The organism is Flavobacterium algoritolerans, assembly GCF_030010385.1.
Lineage (GTDB): Bacteria > Bacteroidota > Bacteroidia > Flavobacteriales > Flavobacteriaceae > Flavobacterium > Flavobacterium algoritolerans.
This window is the reverse complement of record NZ_JASCRZ010000004.1, coordinates 305,875-326,526: the sequence shown is the minus strand read 5'-3', so window position 1 is coordinate 326,526 and position 20,652 is coordinate 305,875. Positions and strand designations below refer to the sequence as shown.

At 35.2% G+C, this 20,652-nt stretch carries 15 protein-coding genes; 8 read left to right on the top strand and 7 right to left on the bottom strand.

Annotation, left to right across the window (positions count from 1 at the left end; translation table 11 throughout):
• From QLS65_RS11175 to QLS65_RS11165, 3 genes are all read left to right on the top strand, one after another.
• On the top strand, positions 1-2,626 hold a 2,626-nt coding region (locus QLS65_RS11175), incomplete at its 5' end, for a T9SS type B sorting domain-containing protein (RefSeq protein ID WP_282717696.1).
• A gap of 36 nt (positions 2,627-2,662) precedes the next feature.
• Positions 2,663-3,589: a PorP/SprF family type IX secretion system membrane protein gene (locus QLS65_RS11170; protein ID WP_282717695.1), complete on the top strand. Its 927-nt coding sequence runs from the start codon at positions 2,663-2,665 to the stop codon at positions 3,587-3,589.
• 15 nt (positions 3,590-3,604) lie between these two features.
• The gene (locus tag QLS65_RS11165) at positions 3,605-5,548 is read left to right on the top strand and encodes an OmpA family protein (RefSeq protein WP_282717693.1); all 1,944 of its coding nucleotides are present in this window, start codon (positions 3,605-3,607) and stop codon (positions 5,546-5,548) included.
• Between the two features lie 158 nt (positions 5,549-5,706).
• Here the strand turns inward: QLS65_RS11165 and QLS65_RS11160 are convergent, their stop codons facing one another.
• Positions 5,707-6,375, bottom strand: coding sequence for a hypothetical protein (locus tag QLS65_RS11160; protein ID WP_282713540.1), 669 nt, complete (start codon positions 6,373-6,375; stop codon positions 5,707-5,709).
• 403 nt (positions 6,376-6,778) lie between these two features.
• Between QLS65_RS11160 and QLS65_RS11155 the strand changes: the two genes are divergently transcribed.
• The gene (locus QLS65_RS11155; RefSeq protein ID WP_282713539.1) at positions 6,779-8,053 is read left to right on the top strand and encodes a Y-family DNA polymerase; all 1,275 of its coding nucleotides are present in this window, start codon (positions 6,779-6,781) and stop codon (positions 8,051-8,053) included.
• The gene (locus QLS65_RS11150; RefSeq protein ID WP_099713767.1) at positions 8,044-8,484 is read left to right on the top strand and encodes a LexA family protein; all 441 of its coding nucleotides are present in this window, start codon (positions 8,044-8,046) and stop codon (positions 8,482-8,484) included. Before QLS65_RS11155 ends, QLS65_RS11150 begins: the two co-directional genes overlap by 10 nt.
• A 97-nt stretch (positions 8,485-8,581) precedes the next feature.
• Here QLS65_RS11150 and QLS65_RS11145 read toward each other — a convergent pair whose 3' ends face one another.
• The 5 genes from QLS65_RS11145 to QLS65_RS11125 all read right to left on the bottom strand — a co-directional run bounded on the left by QLS65_RS11145 (position 8,582) and on the right by QLS65_RS11125 (position 15,490).
• Positions 8,582-11,758: an efflux RND transporter permease subunit gene (locus QLS65_RS11145; protein ID WP_282717691.1), complete on the bottom strand. Its 3,177-nt coding sequence runs from the start codon at positions 11,756-11,758 to the stop codon at positions 8,582-8,584.
• Between the two features lie 77 nt (positions 11,759-11,835).
• Entirely contained in the window at positions 11,836-12,897 is a 1,062-nt protein-coding gene (locus QLS65_RS11140; protein ID WP_099713765.1) for an efflux RND transporter periplasmic adaptor subunit, read from the bottom strand.
• 5 nt (positions 12,898-12,902) lie between these two features.
• Positions 12,903-14,243 (bottom strand): TolC family protein, encoded by a 1,341-nt coding sequence (locus QLS65_RS11135; protein ID WP_282717688.1) that lies wholly within the window; start codon positions 14,241-14,243, stop codon positions 12,903-12,905.
• 3 nt (positions 14,244-14,246) lie between these two features.
• Complete coding sequence (locus QLS65_RS11130; protein ID WP_282713536.1) at positions 14,247-14,843, bottom strand: TetR/AcrR family transcriptional regulator; 597 nt, start codon at positions 14,841-14,843, stop codon at positions 14,247-14,249.
• 125 nt (positions 14,844-14,968) lie between these two features.
• The gene (locus tag QLS65_RS11125; RefSeq protein WP_282713535.1) at positions 14,969-15,490 is read right to left on the bottom strand and encodes a YceI family protein; all 522 of its coding nucleotides are present in this window, start codon (positions 15,488-15,490) and stop codon (positions 14,969-14,971) included.
• A 197-nt stretch (positions 15,491-15,687) separates the two neighbouring features.
• Here QLS65_RS11125 and QLS65_RS11120 point away from each other — a divergent pair, with 197 nt between their 5' ends.
• Together QLS65_RS11120 and QLS65_RS11115 are read left to right on the top strand one after the other, a co-directional pair.
• The gene (locus tag QLS65_RS11120) at positions 15,688-16,662 is read left to right on the top strand and encodes a polyprenyl synthetase family protein (RefSeq protein ID WP_282713534.1); all 975 of its coding nucleotides are present in this window, start codon (positions 15,688-15,690) and stop codon (positions 16,660-16,662) included.
• Positions 16,663-16,819: 157 nt separating this feature from the next.
• Positions 16,820-17,170 (top strand): hypothetical protein, encoded by a 351-nt coding sequence (locus tag QLS65_RS11115; RefSeq protein WP_282713533.1) that lies wholly within the window; start codon positions 16,820-16,822, stop codon positions 17,168-17,170.
• Positions 17,171-17,204: 34 nt separating this feature from the next.
• Here the strand turns inward: QLS65_RS11115 and QLS65_RS11110 are convergent, their stop codons facing one another.
• Positions 17,205-17,747 (bottom strand): hypothetical protein, encoded by a 543-nt coding sequence (locus tag QLS65_RS11110; protein WP_282713532.1) that lies wholly within the window; start codon positions 17,745-17,747, stop codon positions 17,205-17,207.
• Between the two features lie 119 nt (positions 17,748-17,866).
• On the opposite strand from QLS65_RS11110, the gene QLS65_RS11105 reads away from it, so the two are divergent.
• Positions 17,867-20,641 carry a 2-oxoglutarate dehydrogenase E1 component gene (locus QLS65_RS11105; protein WP_282713531.1) on the top strand — a complete coding sequence of 925 codons (2,775 nt, stop codon included), beginning with the start codon at positions 17,867-17,869 and terminating at the stop codon, positions 20,639-20,641.
• Positions 20,642-20,652 lie beyond the last annotated feature (11 nt).

The following is a 20,652-nucleotide window of genomic DNA, read 5'->3' as shown; positions in this document are numbered from 1 at the left end:
CGAAGTAACCTTAGCAGGAGTAACGGTTCCAGCAGGCTTGACATTGAATGCAGACGGAACAATAACAGTAAACGCGAACACCCCAAGTGGTACGTACACGGTAGTGTATGAAATCTGCGAAGTGGGCGCAAGCCCTGCCAATTGTGATCAAGCCAGCGTAACGGTTGTCGTTGCCAATGCCATAGTTGCAGCTAACGACACACCAGCAGCAGTAACCACAGGAGACAGCACGCCAAGTGTTGTGGGTAATGATAGTTTAGATGCAAACCCAGTGGTAATCGGCACCAATGCAGGTGAAGTAACCTTAGCAGGAGTAACGGTTCCAGCAGGCTTGACATTGAATGCAGACGGAACAATAACAGTAAACGCGAACACCCCAAGTGGTACATACACGGTAGTGTATGAAATCTGCGAAGTAGGCGCAAGCCCTGGCAATTGTGATCAAGCCAGCGTAACGGTAGTCGTTGCCAATGCCATAGTTGCAGCTAACGACACACCAGCAGCAGTAACCACAGGAGACAGCACGCCAAGTGTTTTGGTCAATGATAGTTTAGATGCAAACCCAGTGGTAATCGGCACCAATACAGGTGAAGTAACCTTAGCAGGAGTAACGGTTCCAGCAGGCTTGACATTGAATGCAGACGGAACAATAACAGTAAACGCGAACACCCCAAGTGGTACGTACACGGTAGTGTATGAAATCTGCGAAGTAGGCGCAAGCCCTGCCAATTGTGATCAAGCCAGCGTAACGGTAGTCGTTGCCAATGCCATAGTTGCAGCTAACGACACACCAGCAGCAGTAACCACAGGAGACAGCACGCCAAGTGTTGTGGGTAATGATAGTTTAGATGCAAACCCAGTGGTAATCGGCACCAATACAGGTGAAGTAACCTTAGCAGGAGTAACGGTTCCAGCAGGCTTGACATTGAATGCAGACGGAACAATAACAGTAAACGCGAACACCCCAAGTGGTACGTACACGGTAGTGTATGAAATCTGTGAAGTAGGCGCAAGCCCTGGCAATTGTGATCAAGCCAGCGTAACGGTTGTCGTTGCCAATGCCATAGTTGCAGCTAACGACACACCAGCAGCAGTAACCACAGGAGACAGCACGCCAAGTGTTTTGGTCAATGATAGTTTAGATGCAAACCCAGTTGTAATCGGCACCAATGCAGGCGAAGTAACCTTAGCAGGAGTAACGGTTCCAGCAGGCTTGACATTGAATGCAGACGGAACAATAACAGTAAACGCGAACACCCCAAGTGGTACGTACACGGTAGTGTATGAAATCTGCGAAGTAGGCGCAAGCCCTGGCAATTGTGATCAAGCCAGCGTAACGGTTGTCGTTGCCAATGCCATAGTTGCAGCTAATGATATAACAGCGCCTGTAGATGGTACTGTTGGAGGAATTACTCCTCCATTGACAGGGAATGATACTTTAAATGGAAGTTTCGTGGTAATAGGTACACAACCTGGGCAAGTCACATTGTCAGTAGTTGCTATTCCTACAGGGCTTGTATTAAATGGAAATGGTACAGTAACTGTTCCTCCAAATACCCCATCAGGTAATTATACGATCACTTATACGATTTGTGAGGTAGGTAACAATTCTAATTGTAGTACTGTTTCAAGTATTATAGTGGTAACTAGTGGAGTGACAATTATAGCCACTAATAATAGTGTAGGTCCCATTGAAGGAGTAAAAGGAGGAGATTTAGGAATGAATGTTTTGGATAACGATACTTTAAACGGGTTGTTAATCAATCCTGCTGATGTGTTTGTTACACAGATGACAGGTGGTCCTATAACAATCAATGGTGATGGAACAGTAACTTTATTACCTAATACTGAAGCAGGTACGTATGTAATAGAATACAGTATTTGTGAGAAAGCAAAACCTTCAAATTGTGCCAGAGCCTTTTTAACAGTTATTGTAGCAGAATCTCCAAAAATATCAATTGTTAAAACAGCAGTCTTTAATGATGAAAATGGAGATGGATTTGCACAAGCTGGAGAAACGATATCGTATAGTTTTTCAATTACAAATATGGGTAATACTCCTCTTTCAAATGTAATAGTTAAGGATAATTTACCTGGATTAATTTTATCTGGTAATGCTATACTGTTGTTAGAAATTGATGAGACAAATAATACTGCTTATCAAGCTGTATATAAGCTAACGCAAAATGATATCAATTTGGGCTCTGTGTCAAATCAAGCAGAGGTAACGGGTGTAAGTCCTAACGGCACTATCGTTAGAGATTTATCGGATGATGTGAGTATGGCGGAGGATAAGCCAACAGTTTTAGCTGTAGAGGGTTGTCTAATAGAGATTTTTAATGCAGTTGCCCCAAATGGCAGTGGTGATAATAAAATTTTCCGAATTAGAGGATTAGAATGTTATACTGATAATACAGTCGAAATATATAACCGTTGGGGAGTATTAGTATTTGAGAGAAGTGGATACAATAATGATGACAGAGCTTTTAGAGGAATTTCAGAAGGTAGAGTAACAGTTAAACAATCTGATGAGTTACCTGAAGGAACCTATTATTATATTTTGAAATATAAAGATAGTGCTGCTACCTCTCATGAAAAAGCGGGTTATTTATATATTAACAGATAGTCAACCTAAAATCTCTTTAGTTTTAAATAGAAGAATATGAAAACAAAATTAATATTAATCCTACTGTTGCTGTCTGGGATTGTTAGAGCACAGCAAGACGCCCAGTTTACACAGTATATGTATAATACGATTAACGTGAATCCTGCTTATGCAGGATCACGGCAGTCGATGAGTGTTTTTGCTTTACACCGTACACAATGGGTTGGTTTAGATGGTGCACCAGTAACTAATACAGCATCAATAAATACTCCTTTGACAAACACTAACATGGGTATTGGAGTTTCTATTATTAATGATAAGATAGGACCATCTGACGAGAGCAATTTAGCTGTTGATTTCTCGTATAGTATTAATACATCTGAGGAGTTTAAGTTGTCTTTTGGGATTAAAGCATCAGCTAATTTATTAAATATAAATTTTGATAAATTAAATCAGTATGATGCAAATGATTATAGCTTTGAAAATAATGTAGATGATAAATTTTCACCAAACATAGGCGCTGGTCTTTATTGGTATTCAGAAAAAACATACATTGGTTTGTCTGCTCCTAATTTATTAGAAACCAAGCACTTTGATAAGTATGCAGGAATAGGTGCAAATTCATATATTGCTAAGGAAAGAATTAATTATTACTTAACTGCGGGGCATGTATTTGATTTGAATTATAATTTAAAGTTTAAACCTGCCCTTATAACTAAATTAGTTCAAGGTGCTCCATTACAAGTTGATATATCGGCAAATTTCTTATTTAATGAGAAATTTACCCTTGGTGCTGCCTATAGATGGAGTGCTGCTGTAAGTGCATTAGTAGGGTTTCAAGCAACTGATTCATGGTTTATAGGTTATGGATATGATTTAGAAACTACACGATTAGCAAATTATAATTCAGGATCACATGAGATTTTTTTGCGATTTGAATTATTTAAAACATACAGTAGAATTACATCTCCAAGATTCTTCTAAATTCAAGATATCGATATGAAACTAAGCTCTAAATATTTTAGTTATTGTGCAATCCTTTTGTTATTTACCTTATATGGATTTAGCCAGAATAAAAGTGTCGTAAATGCCGATAAAAAATTTGATGATTACTCTTTTGTAGATGCTATCGCTACTTATGAGAAAGTAGCGGATAAGGGTTATAAAGACGAAAAAATGTTTCAAAAATTAGGCGACTCCTATTATTTTATTGCTGATTTAGTTAAAGCACAAAAATGGTACACGGAACTTTTTGATTTGAATGAAGTGCAAGAAACAGAATATTATTACAGATATTCACAATCATTAAAAGCAATAGGGAATTATGCCAAAGCAGATAAAATGCTTGAAAAATTCATTACTAAATCTTACAATGATCAAAGAGGAAAACTTTTTGCGAATCAAAGGAATTATTTAGAAGATATTAAAACAAATTCTGGACGATACGAAATTGCAGATGCAGGTGTAAATTCGGAATATTCAGATTACGGGAGTTCGTTTTACAATAAAAATCTTCTTTTTGCTTCTGCCCGGGATATTGGAGGTGTCTCCAAAAAAGTTTTCAAATGGAATAATGAATCCTTTACCAATTTATATTTATCTGAAATAAAATCAGATGCTGATATGGGTAAACCAAAGTTGTTTAGTAGCAGTATTAATACTAAATTTCATGAATCTACTCCTGTTTTTACAAATGATGGCAACACAATGTATTTTACCAGAAATAATTATTTAGATGGCAAAAAACAAAAAAATGCCAGAAAAGTTACGTTACTAAAACTTTATAAAGCAACTAAAGTAGACGAAAAATGGGTAAACGTGCAAGAACTTCCCTTTAATAGTAATGAGTATAGTGTAGCTCACCCAACTTTGAGCCTTGATGAGAAAAACTTATACTTTGCTTCCGATATGCCTGGAACAAATGGATTGTCGGATCTGTTTACTGTCACTATTAACGCAGATGGAACCTTTGGTAAACCACAAAATTTAGGTTTTCCAATAAATACTGAAGCGAGAGAAACATTTCCTTTTATTTCTCAGGAGAACAAATTATATTTTGCTAGTGATGGTCATCCAGGTTTAGGCGGTTTAGATATTTTTGTTGTAAATCTAACGGTTAACAGTGAAAAGAAAACTATTAAAAATATCGGAGCTCCAATCAATAGCGCTAAAGATGATTTTGCATTTTTAATTGATAGTAAAAATCACAAAGGTTTTTTTACTTCTAATAGAGATGGAGGTAATGGGTCTGATGACATATATAAATTTACAGAGTTGCCAAAACCTATTTGTACACAAATATTGAAGGGTAAAATTACTGATCAGGATTCTGGAGCAATACTTTCAAATTCAAAAGTTAGCTTATTTGATGAAAAATTTAATTTGATCAAAGAGATGACTACAACTGCGGATGGCTTGTATACTTTTGATGTAGTATGTGAAAGAATATATTATTTGAGAGCTCAAAATCAGGATTATGAAACAGAAGAGGTACAAGTTACTGTAGCTCAAACTTCAGGAGAAACAATACGTCCAGTGACTTTACAGAAGATTAAAAAAATAATTTTGGTTGGTACAGATTTAGCAAAAACGCTCAGCATACCAATGCTCTATTTTGATCTAAATAAGTCTTTTATTCGCAAGGATGCTGCATTTGAATTAGAAAAGATTTTAGTAGTATTGAAAGAATATCCAACTATGAAAATTGATATCCGTTCACATACTGACAGCAGACAAACTAATAAATACAATGAATCTTTATCTGATAGGCGAGCACAAGCTACAAGAGCCTGGTTAATTGCCAATGGAATTACTACAGATCGATTGACCAGTAAGGGTTATGGAGAAACTCGCTTAATAAATAAATGTAGTAATAATGTGCCATGTACTGAGGAAGAACATCAAGCAAATAGACGTAGTGAATTCATTATTACATCTATCTAATACATTTCAGTCAAATAATAAAAATGCCCACAAAAAGGATCTCTTTTTGTGGGCATTTTTATTTAATAAAATCAAGTAACATTACGCATTAAAAAAAAATTCCCGCTGATACAACTACCAGCAGGAATTTCAAACAAACCATTTATATAACTAACTAACTATCTTCTGTCTATTCTGATGGCTACACTTCCAGATACTCTAGTATCCTCGATTTTGGCTTTTGTACCATTTGTTCTGTAATAGTAGTAGTCATCATCATTCGAGTTTTGGCTGTTGCCATAATCGTTGCTTCCGTTGTTGTTTTGGCTGTATTCATAACCTCTACCACCTTTTACGGCTCCAACAATATCAACAATTTGACCACGACGGTTGTAGATAATTTCTAAACCACCCACTCGTTCCAAAGCATAACGGTTGTATGTCATGTAAACAGAACCCACTCGTTTAACTCTATCATTTGAGTCATAGTTGATCATCACGTTTCCAATACGTCTTACTCTGCCCATGTTGTCGTGTTCTACTTTTACACCATAATTTCCGTTGCGAACATTTGCTGGTGCACCATACGTTTTATTCATGCCACCTTTTTTGCTTGCTTTATAATACATTCCGCCAGTTGAACCGGTTGAAGGGCGTGTATTAAAATCAAATTGTCCGTCAGCGAATATGAAGAATTCAATTCCTCTTTCTGTGAACACAATTGGGTCGGCGTCTCTAAAATCTACAGGAGATCTTCTTTCTACAGAGAAATCGATTTTCTCTGTTGCGTTTGCTACACTACCTCCAAATACGAAGATACTAGCTACTAAAAGGGTAATTTTTTTCATGATAATTATATTTTGAATTTTGCCTACTCTTGAGCTTTTCGGCTTTCGCTTTTTTTACTTATTTGATTAAGTGTATCCAAGTAGCGTGCCAAAGATTTAAATCGTGGTTTTGTTTTTTTAGATTAAGAATTGATTTTTTGTTTTTAAAACACTTAAAATCAAAACATTGTTGTTTGTAAAAAAAATAAAATAATTTTATTTAGAAGCGAATATTAAGATTTTTTTAATACAATTCTTGTTGGACCCGATACGTTTTCTTGTGCTTTTGACGAAGAAATAATCCTAAGAAAAGAGAAATCACCTCATTTTTAAAAATATTTTTATATAAAACTACTTATCAACATTACTTAAAATTAACTTTTGTTACGAACTCGCATCAATGGATATTGAGTAATTTTGTAACATGTATGCTTTAGTCGATTGTAACAATTTTTATGCTTCCTGCGAACGTGTTTTTCAACCGGAATTCGTTGGGAAACCCGTTGCAATATTGTCAAATAATGACGGCTGTGTGATTTCCAGAAGCAATGAAGCAAAGGATGTTGGAGTTCCTATGGGTGCGCCAATATTCAAGATTAGGGAATTGGTGAAAGAGAAAAATGTAAAAGTGTTTTCTTCGAATTATCCGCTGTATGGAGATTTGAGCAATCGGGTGATGGCAATTTTAAGTCAATTCACACCTAATTTAGAAATTTACAGCATCGATGAAGCCTTCCTGAATTTTGATGGTTTGACTGTTTCCGATTATCAGGATTATGGAATCCAAATGAAAACCCGCGTGCAAAAATGGGTGGGAATTCCCGTTTGCATTGGTTTTGCACCAACAAAAGCATTGTCAAAAGTAGCCAATAAAATTGCCAAGAAATTCCAAGGCAGAACGCAAGGTGTTTATGTTATTGACACCGAAGAAAAGCGTATTAAAGCCTTGAAATGGACAAAGATTGAAGATGTTTGGGGCATTGGCTATCGGATGAATAAAAAGATGAAAGCCAAAAATATTGTAACTGCTTTAGATTTTATTGCACCACAACATGAAGCTTGGATCAGAAAAGAAATGGGTGTGACGGGTTTGCGTTTAAAATACGAACTCGAGGGTAAATCCGTTTTGGATTTAGAACCCATTGTTGACCAAAAGAAAAGTATTGCAACTACCCGAAGTTTTCCAAAACAGATTGCTGATTTTGATTTGCTGCGCGAACGTGTTGCTACTTTTGCTGCGGTTTGTGCAGAGAAATTGCGGAAGCAAAACTCCTGCTGTCATACTATTATCGTAATGTTAGTAGTTGATAAACATACGGTGGAAACCTCGAAATATTATTTTAACATGGCGATTACATTGCCTTATGCGTCAAATTCTACGTTAACGATTTCGAATGCAGCCATCGATATGTTGAAAAAACTACACAAAGGAAATGAAGCTATAAAATTTAAGAAAGCGGGCGTTATCGTTACCGAATTGATTGATCAAGACAAGAAACAGTTGCAGTTGTTTGACGAGGAAAATCCAAAACATTTGGTATTGATGAAAGTGATGGACGGCCTCAATAACAAGATTGGAGATAAAAAAGTAAAGCTGGCTACGCAAAATTTAAGTTTGACCTGGAACATGAATCAGAATCATTTGTCGCCCAGATATACCACTAATTTTAAACATATTCTCGAAATAAAATGTCAATAAACAAAGAGCAAAAATTGAATTTTTTTCTACCTGATTTCGAAAGTGAATTGCGAATTCCTTTCATAAACGAAGGTGTTTCGGCTGGATTTCCATCGCCGGCGGCTGATTTTATGGAAACGAATATTGATTTGAACAAGGAATTGAGTGAAAATCCGTTGGCGACTTTTTACATCAAAGTCAAAGGGAATTCCATGATTGATGCCGGAATCAATGATAAGGATGTTCTTGTTGTGGATAGAAGTTTAGAGCCGCAGAACAATAAAATTGCGATTTGTTTTATCGATGGAGAGTTTACTGTAAAACGCATGCAACTCGAGAAAGACTGTTTGTATCTGATGCCAGAAAATCCAAGTTATTCTCCGATAAAAGTCACCGAAGAAAACCAATTAATCATTTGGGGAATTGTGACCTATGTGATTAAAAAGGTATAAAAAGCCAGTTGTTACCATTATTAAAATAGAATTCTTAGCCATAAAAAAACCTGTCCAAATAAATGAACAGGTTTTCTGTTTTAAAAACTATTAAGTTTTATACTGTATGTTTCGGATTAAATCCGTCTTCGCTTAATTCAGTGTGCACATAATCAGCAACCATTTCAGCTTCATAATCAACTTTTTCTCCTTTAGAAAGTCTATTGATGGCTTTTTCCATAATTTGGTAAATTACCGGAACTACCACCAAAGTTAGGAATAATGAGGAAATTAATCCCCCAATAATTACCCAAGCCAAACCGTTTTTCCATTCAGCTCCAGCTCCAGAGGCTAATGCAATTGGGAACATACCAAATACCATCGCGATAGTTGTCATCAAAATTGGACGAAGACGCGCATGATTCGCTTGGATTAATGCTGTTCTAACAGTTTCGCCAGCTTTACGCCTTTGGTTGGTGTAATCTACAAGCATAATCGCATTTTTACAAACTAGACCAATAAGCATGATGATACCTAAAATAGTAAAGATATTCAGTGTATTATTGGTTAAAGCCAAAGCCAACATTGCTCCAATAAATGAAAGCGGAATCGCAAACAGTACCACAAATGGATGTACAAAACTATCGTATAACGAAACCATTACTAGGTAAACCAAGATAATCGCAGCTAATAATGCAATTCCTAATGTACCAAAACCTTCACTTTGGTTTTCCTGATCACCACCCCAAATGTAATTTACACCTGTTGGTTTTTTCAATTTTTCAATTTTTTCTTGCCATTTTGTTACAATTGTTCCTGAAGCTACACCCACATTCTGACCTTTTACAGTTACCGATGCCGATTTGTCTCTTCGTTCTAATTCACTTGGTCCAGAACCTTCGGTTACGGTTGCAAATTGATTCAGTTTTATTTGTTGACCACTATCGTTTATGAAAATTAAATTACTTACATCGGCAATACTTTTTCTGTCGAATGCATTGTATTTAATATTGATGTCGTATTCGTATTCACCAGCTCTAAATCTACCATCAGTGTTTCCACTAAAAGCAGTTTGCATGGTAATACCTACTGTTTGCAAACTCAATCCCAGAGCTGCCATTTTATCTCGATCCACTTTTACGTTCACTTCCGGATTTCCATCTTCTACTGATAATTCGATTTCTGTTGCTCCTGGAATGGTACGTAATTCTTTTTCGGCTGCTTTTGCAAATTGCATGGCGCTTTCTACATTTGGACCAGTTACAATTAATCCTAAAGTGGCATCTTCTGCAGTTCCTAAAATACCAACTGGAACCGTTTTAACTTTTGCTCCAACTAATATTTTTTCTAATTTACGTTTTGTTTTTGCAGCATATACATTTGCAGGTTCATCACGTTTGTCTAATCCAACCATTTTAACGTTTATCTCAGACTTGTAAGCAGTTGCTTGCGAAGCACCAAGACCTTCACTGGTTTGCCCAATCGTTGTAATTTGGCTAAAAACATACGCTTCGTTCTTCAAAAATGCTTCTGCTTTTTGCGTCATGAAATTGGTTTGCTCTAGTGAAGCATCTTTTGGCATTTCTATTTGAACTAAAAACTCACCACTATCAGACGCTGCAAAGAATTCTCCACCAATAAATCCACCACCAAATAAACTAATCATAGAACCAAAAAAGATTACTAAAACGATAGCCAGTGTTTTAAAATAATGATCCAAACACCATTCTAATAATCCTGAAACCCAATTTGTAAAACGTGTTAAATAGCTTTCAAATCCAAGGATAATTTTTCCAAAAAGGTTTTTACCTTCAATGTGTTCTAATTTTCCATATCGTGAAGACAACCACGGAATGATTGTAAATGAAGCTACTAAAGACAACAATGTTGAAATAATTACCGTTACACAGAATTGTGTAATAATATTAGAAACCAATCCGGTACTCATTGCAATTGGTAAAAATACTACCACAATTACTAAAGTAATCGACACAACGGTTCCACCAATTTCCGCAGTTCCATCATAGGCTGCACGTACCTTGTTTTTACCCATTTCCATGTGCCTATAAATATTCTCCAGAACCACAATGGCGTCATCCACAAGAATACCTACAACAAGAGAAAGACCTAATAAACTCATTAAGTTTAAGGTATAACCCATCAAATAAATTCCGATGAAAGTAGCAATTAATGAAGCAGGAATAGAAACCATTACAATCAACGAGTTTCTAATACTGTGCAAGAAAAACAACATTACAAGTGCAACTAAAAGTACTGCAATAAGTAAATCGTGTACAACAGCATCAGCAGCTTCAAGCGTAAAAATAGTACTGTCTTTTGCAATTTCTAATTTTAAACCATTCGCTTTATAATCGGTTTCCAGTTTAGCAATTGTTTTAACTAATTCTTCACTTACCGCAACCGCATTAGCATCCGATTGTTTAATAATTTGTAAAATAATAGCACTTTTTTGATTGACACGCGCTACTTTTTCAGTGATTTTTTGAGTATCCTGAACATCAGCAATATCACTTAAGCGTACTTGAATTCCGTTTTTAGAGGATACAACCAAGTTTCTTAATTCGTCAACATTTTTATATTTCCCGGCCAAACGAATTAATATTTTCTGCTCACGAGTTTGAATGTTTCCTGTTGGGAAATCCAAATTAGAAGATAAAATATTTTGTTGCACTTGCGGAACAGAAAGTCCGTAGCCTTGCATTTTTACTGCATCAAGATTGACTTGAATTTCTCTTTCTTGACCACCAATAATATTTACTTGTGCCACACCTTCTACTCGAGAAATAACGGGTGCTAATTTTTTATCAATTAAGTCGTAAAAAGCAACTTCATCCATTTTTCCGTTGGCACCAATAGTCATAATTGGTAAATCGCTTAAGGAAAATTTACTCAACGAAGGCGTTTCAACATCATCCGGTAAATCACTAAGAATAGCATTTATTTTACGTTGCGCATCGTTCATAGAAATATTAACATCAGCCGAAGAGGTCAATGTAATAGAAACGGTAGACAAACTTTCGTAGGACTTCGAGTCTATTTTTTTAATATTTTCTAAGGATGCAATCGCATCTTCAATTTTTTTAGTTACCGTATTTTCTACCTCACTTGGAGACGCTCCAGGATAAATAGTAGCAACAGTAATTACATTGGTTTCGAATTTTGGAATCAATTCGTAGCCCAATTGGCTGTAACTGAACAGTCCTCCTAATGTTAGAATCGTAAATAATACGATAACTAATGAGGGACGTTTTATGGATATTTCTGCTAATTTCATTTTTTTCTTTGCTTTAGGCTTTAAGCTTTAGGCTTTAAGCGGTTTCTTTATGACTTTAAGACTATCGACTTTAAGACTTATTTTATAACATCCACTTTAGATCCGTCTTGAAGATTGATTTGACCTGTAACGATTACAGTTTCACCATCAGAAAGTCCGTTTAAAATTTCTACTTTATCACCAAGGATTCTTCCTGCAGTAACCGTTTTCAGTTTAGCAGTTCCATTTTCAATTACAAATATTTCGTTGCTGCTCACACTTCCTACAAAAGCATTTCTAGGAACAATCATCAACGATTGTTTTTGTTGGTTTGAAGCAAATTCAGCAGTTCCGTACATTCCGGCTTTCAAGTCATTTGAAGCGTTATTAGCAATTTCTATTTCTACTGGAAAGTTCAAACTTGCATCTGCTTTTGGCGCGATGAAGGTGATTTTTCCAGAGAATGTAGCGTCAGGATACACACTTGCTTTTACGGTAATTGTATTGCCTACTTTTAAACCTGCAACTTGATTTTCATTAACATTTACTTTCAATTTCAATTTTGAAACATTTACAATGTCAAACATTTGCGTAGCAGCGCCAAGAACAGATCCTGGTTCAATGTATTTTTTGTTTACGATTCCGTTAATTGTCGCTTTGATATTGGTATCGCCAATATTAACTTTTGCTTGTTGTAATCTTGATTTTGAAGTTACTAAATTCAATTTGGCCTGATCCAATTGTTGTTTCGTCACACCACCAGTTTTAAAAGCATTTTCAAAACGGCTGTAATCCGTCAATGCATTTTGATAAGAAGCTTCTGCAGTTTGTAAGTCAGCCGAAATTTGTTCGCTTCTTACAACTGCTAAAGTTTGACCTATTCTTACTCTGTCTCCTTCTTCAACTAAAACACGAACTACTCTTCCTGGTTTCTCAGCAGAAAAACTCAATTCTTGTAGTGGTGCAAAATTTCCATTGGCAGAAAAGTCAAGAGAAACTTCTTCGATTTTTACGGTTGCAACTTTTACAGAAACACTGGCATTTTTCTCTGCTACAATAGCAGTTTTTGCTTCATTTTCTTCTTTGTTTTTCGTTAAAGTATATGCGATAACGCCTAAAGCTGCTAAAATTGCTACTATGATTATTATATTTTTTTTCATTTTTGTTAGTTATTTATAAGTGTTTTTAATTCGCCTTTTGATTTGATTAATTGTATTTCTGCCAGTTTGTAGTCTAATATTGCAGATGTATAGTTGTTTTGCGCTTCAGTCAATGAGTTTTCAGCATCCAGTAAATCAGTTAAAGAGGCTAGCCCTTGTACATAATTATTTCTGGTATTGTTTAAAACTTCTTTAGCTAATTGCGCATTTTCTCTTTGATTGTTTATAGTGGTTAAGCTATTGTCAATTTGCGTTTTGGCATTGGCAAAAGCCAAATCAAGAGATAATTTTGTATCGTTGATGTCTTCTTTTATGGTTCTCAAATCAATATCGGCTTGTCTTACTTTGGAACGAGTACTAAATCCAGTAAAAATAGGCACTTTTAAATTCAATCCAATTGAAGAGAAATCAGACCAATATACGCCGTCAGATGGTTTTCCTCCAATAGGCATTTTTGGACCCTGACCAATATAATTGTAACCTGCGTTCAATGATAATGTTGGGTAATATCCTGCTTCAACAGCCTTTTTTTGATAAAATAAAAGTTGTTCTTGTTTTTTCAAAAGCAAATATTCTGTTCTGTTTGCCGTATTTGGAATTTCTGATAATGATTGTGGGCTCACTTCAAATGCCGTTTGTGGAATTTCGATTTGAGTTTCTATTGGCATTCCCATGTAAAATTTCAATGCATTTTCTTGAATTTGAACTGCATTCAAAACTTGTTGGCGTTGCGTATTGATGTTTGAAATCCTTACTAAAGTTCGATCCAAATCAATTTTTTTGGCTAGACCATTATCATACTGACCTTTAATGATGTCTTTTACTTTAGTGGTATTTTTATACATACTGTCAATAACAGTCAGTTTTTGTCTTTGAACATAAACCTGATAATAATTATTGGCCACGCGTTCAATTACTAGCTCTTCAGTTAATTGTTCGTTGATTTGGTAAAACTCTCTAGTGGATTTTGCCGCTTTCAAACCTGTAAAAACCGTTTGGTCGAATATAGCTTGTGTCAAAGAAACACCGGCCGTTGAAACCCATTTTTGACCAAAAGCAGCCTGAATGGTTGTTCCCGGTGCGCCAAATCCTGCACCATCAATAACGGTTGTTTGTATTATAGGATTGTAAGTCAAATTACCGTTAGCAGAAATTTGTGGTAACGCTTGTGAACGCACTTCCTGAATTTGGTACTCACTATTTTCTACTTGTAGTTTTGCTTTTTTGGCTTCCGCTTTATTTTCTAAAGCGTAGTTAATCGCTTCTTTTAGCGTAAGTGATTTGACTTCTTGTGCATTGGCACCAAGTGCAAATGTTAGGGTTAATAGTATGATTATTTTTTTCATTGTTTATGTAATTGGATTAAGTAAGTTTTTTTCTAATTCGGCAATTCCTTTTTCTGTAGCCATTGCTCTGGTGTGGTATTGTAAAGCTTCCATTTCTAATGAGAACACTTCTCTTTCAGATCTTATGTTTTCATTAATGGTAAAAATTAATGAGTAATAAAAATTAACATAAACTTCGATATTTATGTCATTTCGATATAAACCTTGTGCAATTCCTTTTTCAATATTTTCTCGAAAACAAGTTTGGCACATTTCCACTTGGTAGGTTAACACTTTTTCATGGATTTCAGGATAATGCTTTTTTAATTGATAAAGAGGGGAAGTGTCAGTGGCTTTAAACATCTCTGCAAACATGCGTCTTATTTCAAAGTTTTCTTCGATTGCATTAAAGTCTTTAGAAGTAATTTCGGCAATTATTCCATTAACTTCTGTATGAATAACTTGAACACTTTCCTCTATCAATAATTCTTTATTGGCAAAATATTTATAAATCGTTTTCTTTGAAATGCACATTTCACCGGCAATATCATCCATAGTAATACTTTTGAAACCAAGTTTCAAAAACATCTCTTTTGCTTTGGATATAATTTTCTCTTTCATTTTCTTTATTCTTAATCAGTTGTGATTTATTTGAACTGTTAAATTTTGTGCAAATGTAATTTGGAAACTTTGAAAACCAAAATAGTTTCCTTAAATTTCATGTTTATTTAACATTTGCTTTCTTATTAAGCGGTTAATTCTAAGTTTGCCATGAACTTAATGTCTTGTCCTAAAGCTAAACCGCCAGTTTGATTAAATGAAGTAAAGTTCAAACCAAAGTCTTTGCGATTAATATGACCAGTTATTTCAAAAGCAGCTTTTTGATCGCCATCATACGTATTGAATCCAATGAATTCAGCATCAAGCTCCACTACTTTTGTGATGTTTTTTATAGTAAGATTTCCTTTCAAAAAATTGATGTTTTTATTGACTTTTTCGAATGAGGTCGACTTGAAACTAATAATTGGAAACTCCTTAATGTCAAATAAGTCATTCAGCCCCAGATGAGTATCTATTTGTTCTAGTTTTGCATCTTTATTATTTACATCCAAAGAGAATTCAATCGAGGCATCTTCTATTTGATTATCCTCAATATCAATATGTCCATTGAATTTATTTATGGAACCTGCCAGATAAGCAATTATTGAGTGCCTCATTTTTATCAGAACATCTGAATGATTCGAGTCAACTGTCCATTTTGTTTTCATAATTCGTTGCGTTGTATTTGGAATTTATTTTAAAATCGCTAAAGATTTCAAAACGTTAAATTTTCGTTGGCAAATGTAAGCAGGAAACTTTGAATACTAAAACAGTTTCCAATGTATTTTGATTTATTTAACATTTGATGACAAAAGGGAGTTTGTAATGCAAATTGAATACTGTAAATTAGCCGAAAAATTATTTTATGCATTCTATTTACCAGTATCAAGAGTTTCTTTCGGATTATTTGAAATCACAATATGAAACCAAAGAACCGAGAAATCTATACGAACCCATACATTATATATTAGATCTTGGAGGGAAAAGAATGCGTCCGGTGCTTACATTAATGAGTGCAGAGGTTTTTGATGCAGATTATAAAAAAGCGTTGCCAGCAGCTTTGGCTGTTGAAGTTTTTCATAATTTCTCATTGGTTCATGATGATATTATGGATGATGCGCCATTGCGAAGAGGACAGGAAACGGTGCACGAGAAATGGAATTTAAACACCGGAATCTTATCTGGTGACGCCATGCTGATTTTAGCGTACCAATATTTCGAACAATATGAACCTATTATTTTTCGAGATTTAGCGAAGTTATTTAGCAAAACCGCTCTTGAAGTTTGTGAAGGGCAACAGTGGGACGTTGATTTTGAAGAAAGAAACGACGTTACCATTCCTGAATACCTGAAAATGATTCAATATAAAACGGCTGTTTTGGTTGCTGCCGCCATGAAAATGGGAGCGATTATTGCAGAAACTTCAGAAGAAAACGCAAATTTGATTTATGATTTTGGACTGAATTTAGGTTTGGCTTTTCAATTACAAGATGATTTTCTAGATGCTTTTGGTGATCCTGAAACCTTTGGAAAACAAGTAGGTGGAGACATTATAGAAAATAAAAAAACGTATTTGTATCTTAAAGCGGTTGCTTTTTCAAATGAAGCAGAAGCAGAAGAATTAAGGCGATTGTTCTCCATTCAGCCAGAAGACAATACGGAGAAAATCAAAAAGGTAAAAGAACTTTTTAACAGCTCAGGTGCTTCAAAAGCAACTCAAGATGCGATTCAGGATTTTACGTTTAAGGCTTTTCAAACGTTGGATAAAATGAATATCAGCGTAGATAAAAAAGAAATGTTGAAGGCTTTTGGTGAAAACTTAATGGGAAGAAAAGTTTAGATTTTTGATTGCGGATTAACGATTTTTGATTGCAGAAGTTTTACTTCGGATAAATGATGGTTTATTTCAAAAATCAGTATAATTCAAAAAATCAAACATTTAGAGCAGTTTCTTAAAATCAAAAATCTAAATTCGTTAATCAACAACCTGAAATCAAATGTTTATAGTGCCAAAAAATACCGATTTACTACTTACTGAAGCAGAAGGCGAAAACTTATATTTGAAATTAATCGAACAAATGAATAAGGATTTTAATTTGGCTAATGAAGCAATTGATTTTCCTTTGAGTATTTCTCCGAATGAATTGAAGTTGCAATTGCATGATAAAATCTATCGACTTATTCAATACAAGTTTGCCGAATACCTCAATTTACTTTACATAATTGATGTTTCTGAGGAAGAAATAAAAAAACTAGACGGTTCTGATTTAGTAGTTCTTGCCGAGCAGGTCTCTTTTTTGATTCTAAAAAGAGAATGGCAAAAAGTCTGGTTCAGGAATAAGTATTAGTTATTATTCGTATCCAGGTCACAGTACGTTTATCTTAAAAATAAACTCTGATAAATGGCATAAAGGCACTGCCGTAAATATTATTCTTATCGGTCAAAACATTGTAACGGGCACCAATTGTTGCGTTTCCGGATCGGTAACCTGCACCAATAAACAATCCCGTATTCCAGTAGTCTTGTGAATTGCTATTGGATCCCTCTAGATTTACATTAACTCTTAATTGTTCCAGTTCAGCCGAAAGTTGGATTTCTTGTATTGGATTAAAAAGACCTATAACACTGCCGCCATACAAATGGGAAGCGTAATAATCTCTTTGTTTTAAATATTTATATTGTAGGCCAACACCCAAAGCCACATAGTCATTGAAATTGTAAATGGCACTTGGTGCCAATGAAATGTCCGTATAGCCAGAACCAAAGCCTAAACCTATTCCGCCCCCAAATTGTACGTTCCTCCAAAACTCATTTTGGGTTTTAGTAGAGGATGTGTTTTGTTGTGCAAACAGGCAACTTGAAAAAAATAGGATAATAATCACCATTAATGATTTGGAATCGTCTAAAAAGCTATTCTTTGTCATAAGTTTTCAGTTTTTTAACATTTTTCAATGTAAAAGTATCTTAAAATAAATTATAAATTTATTCTATTATTGTACTTTTGCCAAACTATTTTAACAAAAAAGTATATTCACTAAATATTATGGATAGGTTTTCATTTTTAAACGCAGCACACACCGAATTTTTCGCACAATTATACGATCAATATTTAGAAAATCCAGATAGCGTTGAGCCAAGTTGGAGAGGTTTTTTTCAAGGTTTCGATTTTGGGATGACTACTTACAACGAGGAGAACAAGGTTGAACAAATCGCTAATTTTGCAGCTAATAATTCAGATATTAATTTAGTATCAGATAAGCTTCAAAAGGAATTTAATGTATTGAAATTAATAGATGGATACCGTTCTCGAGGTCATTTGTTTACCAAAACAAATCCGGTTCGTGAAAGAAGGACTTCGTCGCCTACACTTGAAATTTCGAATTTCGGACTTTCAGCAGCAGATTTAAATACTGTTTTTGACGCAGCAAAGGTTATCAATATACAACCGTGTACGCTTCAAGAAATTATAACTCACCTTGACACTATATATTGTCAGCATATTGGGGTGGAGTACATGTACATCCGTAATCCTGAAGTGGTGGAATGGATTCAGAAAAAATTGGGGGTTAATGACAATCAACCTAAGTTTTCTTTGGACGAAAAGAAATCAATTCTGAATAAATTAAACCAAGCCGTTTCTTTTGAGAACTTTTTGCATACTAAATATGTAGGTCAAAAACGTTTTTCTCTTGAAGGCGGGGAATCAATCATTCCGGCTTTGGATGCTTTAATTGAAAAAGCAGCCGAAAAAGGAGTAGAGCAGTTTGTAATGGGAATGGCACACCGTGGTCGTTTGAATGTTTTGGCAAATATTTTTGGCAAATCAACCCAAGACATTTTTGGTGAATTTGACGGTAAAGATTACGATCAGGAATATTTTGATGGAGATGTAAAGTATCATTTAGGACTTACTGCTGACAAAGTTACAAGCACCGGAAAAAAAATCAATATCAATTTGGCTCCAAATCCTTCGCATCTTGAAACTGTTGGTGCAGTTATCGAAGGAATTACAAGAGCAAAGCAAGACAAATATTTCCCTAACGATTTCTCTAAAGTATTGCCAATCGCTGTTCACGGTGATGCTGCAATTGCAGGTCAGGGAATTTTGTATGAAATTGTACAAATGGCACAACTTGACGGTTATAAAACCGGAGGAACAATCCATATTGTAATCAATAATCAAGTAGGTTTTACGACTAATTACCTTGATGCACGTTCTTCTACGTATTGTACGGATGTTGCCAAAGTAACACTTTCGCCAGTATTACACGTAAATGCAGATGATGCTGAAGCGGTAGTTCATGCGATGTCATTTGCGTTGGATTTCAGAATGCAATTTGGTCGCGATGTATTTATCGATTTATTAGGATACAGAAAATATGGACATAACGAAGGTGATGAGCCTCGTTTTACCCAACCGGTATTATACAAAATCATTGCAAAGCACAAAAATCCAAGAGATATCTACATGGATAAACTGCTTGCAGAAGGATTGATAGACAGTACTTTTGTAAAAGGATTAGAGCAAGAATACAAGTCAAACTTGGAAGTGAATTTAGAAGAATCGCGTAAAAAAGATTTGACTATTATCACTCCGTTCATGAAAAATGAATGGAAAGGTTTTGAGCAAGTTTCAGATGTTGAAATGCTTAAAAAAGTAGATACTACTTTCCCAAAAGAAGGACTTACTGAGGTTGCAAACGTGATTTGTAACTTACCGACAGATAAAAAATTTATCAGCAAAATACAAAAACTGATCAACGACAGAAAAACAATGTTTTTCGAAACGAATAAGCTGGATTGGGCTATGGCCGAACATTTAGCTTATGGTTCGCTTCTGAAAGAAGGATACGACGTTCGTATTTCCGGTCAAGATGTGGAACGTGGGACATTCTCTCACCGTCATGCTGTTGTAAAAGTAGAAGATTCAGAAGAAGAGGTAACCTTGTTGAGTAATTTAGAAGGAGCAACCGGAAAATTCAATATTTTCAATTCTCTTTTATCTGAATACGGTGTTTTAGGATTTGATTATGGATATGCTTTGGCAAACCCAAATACATTAACCATTTGGGAAGCACAGTTTGGAGATTTCAGTAATGGAGCCCAAATTATGATTGACCAATACATCTCTTGTGGAGAAGATAAATGGAACAACCAAAACGGAATTGTTTTATTATTGCCTCATGGATATGAAGGACAAGGAGCAGAGCATTCCTCTGCAAGAATGGAGCGTTATTTACAACTTTGCGCCAGACATAATATGTATGTTGCCGATTGTACAACTCCAGCTAACTTCTTTCACTTGTTGAGAAGACAAATGAAAACAACTTTCCGTAAACCGCTTATTGTGTTTACACCAAAGAGTTTGTTGCGTGATCCAAGAGTAGTTTCTTCTGTAGAAGAATTTGCAACAGGTAGTTTTCAAGAAACATTTGATGATGTAACAGTAAATAAAGCGGATGTGAAAACATTAGTTTTCTGTACAGGTAAATTCTACTATGACATCACTGCCGAAAGAGAAAACAATGGTCGTAACGATGTTGCAGTAGTTAGAATCGAACAATTATTCCCATTACCGGTAGAGCAATTAAAAGCTATTATTGCTAAATATCCAAACGCTGATGATTATGTTTGGGCACAAGAAGAGCCGAAAAACATGGGAGCTTATAGTTATATGTTGATGAATTTTAATTTAGTAAAATGGAGATTGGCTTCGCTAAAAGCGTATGCAGCTCCGGCAGCTGGAAGCTACACTAGAGCAAAACGCCGTCAAGCTGACGCCATAAAAATGGTTTTTGATAAAGATTTATTTAGATAAACTCAAATTTT

What these genes read in the sequence shown, in the direction of transcription:
- QLS65_RS11170 (WP_282717695.1), top strand. Translation starts at nt 2,663, where the DNA reads ATGAAAACAAAATTAATATTAATCCTACTGTTGCTGTCTGGGATTGTT.
- QLS65_RS11165 (WP_282717693.1), top strand. Translation starts at nt 3,605, where the DNA reads ATGAAACTAAGCTCTAAATATTTTAGTTATTGTGCAATCCTTTTGTTA.
- QLS65_RS11160 (WP_282713540.1), bottom strand. Translation starts at nt 6,375, where the DNA reads ATGAAAAAAATTACCCTTTTAGTAGCTAGTATCTTCGTATTTGGAGGT.
- QLS65_RS11155 (WP_282713539.1), top strand. Translation starts at nt 6,779, where the DNA reads ATGTATGCTTTAGTCGATTGTAACAATTTTTATGCTTCCTGCGAACGT.
- QLS65_RS11150 (WP_099713767.1), top strand. Translation starts at nt 8,044, where the DNA reads ATGTCAATAAACAAAGAGCAAAAATTGAATTTTTTTCTACCTGATTTC.
- QLS65_RS11145 (WP_282717691.1), bottom strand. Translation starts at nt 11,758, where the DNA reads ATGAAATTAGCAGAAATATCCATAAAACGTCCCTCATTAGTTATCGTA.
- QLS65_RS11140 (WP_099713765.1), bottom strand. Translation starts at nt 12,897, where the DNA reads ATGAAAAAAAATATAATAATCATAGTAGCAATTTTAGCAGCTTTAGGC.
- QLS65_RS11135 (WP_282717688.1), bottom strand. Translation starts at nt 14,243, where the DNA reads ATGAAAAAAATAATCATACTATTAACCCTAACATTTGCACTTGGTGCC.
- QLS65_RS11130 (WP_282713536.1), bottom strand. Translation starts at nt 14,843, where the DNA reads ATGAAAGAGAAAATTATATCCAAAGCAAAAGAGATGTTTTTGAAACTT.
- QLS65_RS11125 (WP_282713535.1), bottom strand. Translation starts at nt 15,490, where the DNA reads ATGAAAACAAAATGGACAGTTGACTCGAATCATTCAGATGTTCTGATA.
- QLS65_RS11120 (WP_282713534.1), top strand. Translation starts at nt 15,688, where the DNA reads ATGCATTCTATTTACCAGTATCAAGAGTTTCTTTCGGATTATTTGAAA.
- QLS65_RS11115 (WP_282713533.1), top strand. Translation starts at nt 16,820, where the DNA reads ATGTTTATAGTGCCAAAAAATACCGATTTACTACTTACTGAAGCAGAA.
- QLS65_RS11110 (WP_282713532.1), bottom strand. Translation starts at nt 17,747, where the DNA reads ATGACAAAGAATAGCTTTTTAGACGATTCCAAATCATTAATGGTGATT.
- QLS65_RS11105 (WP_282713531.1), top strand. Translation starts at nt 17,867, where the DNA reads ATGGATAGGTTTTCATTTTTAAACGCAGCACACACCGAATTTTTCGCA.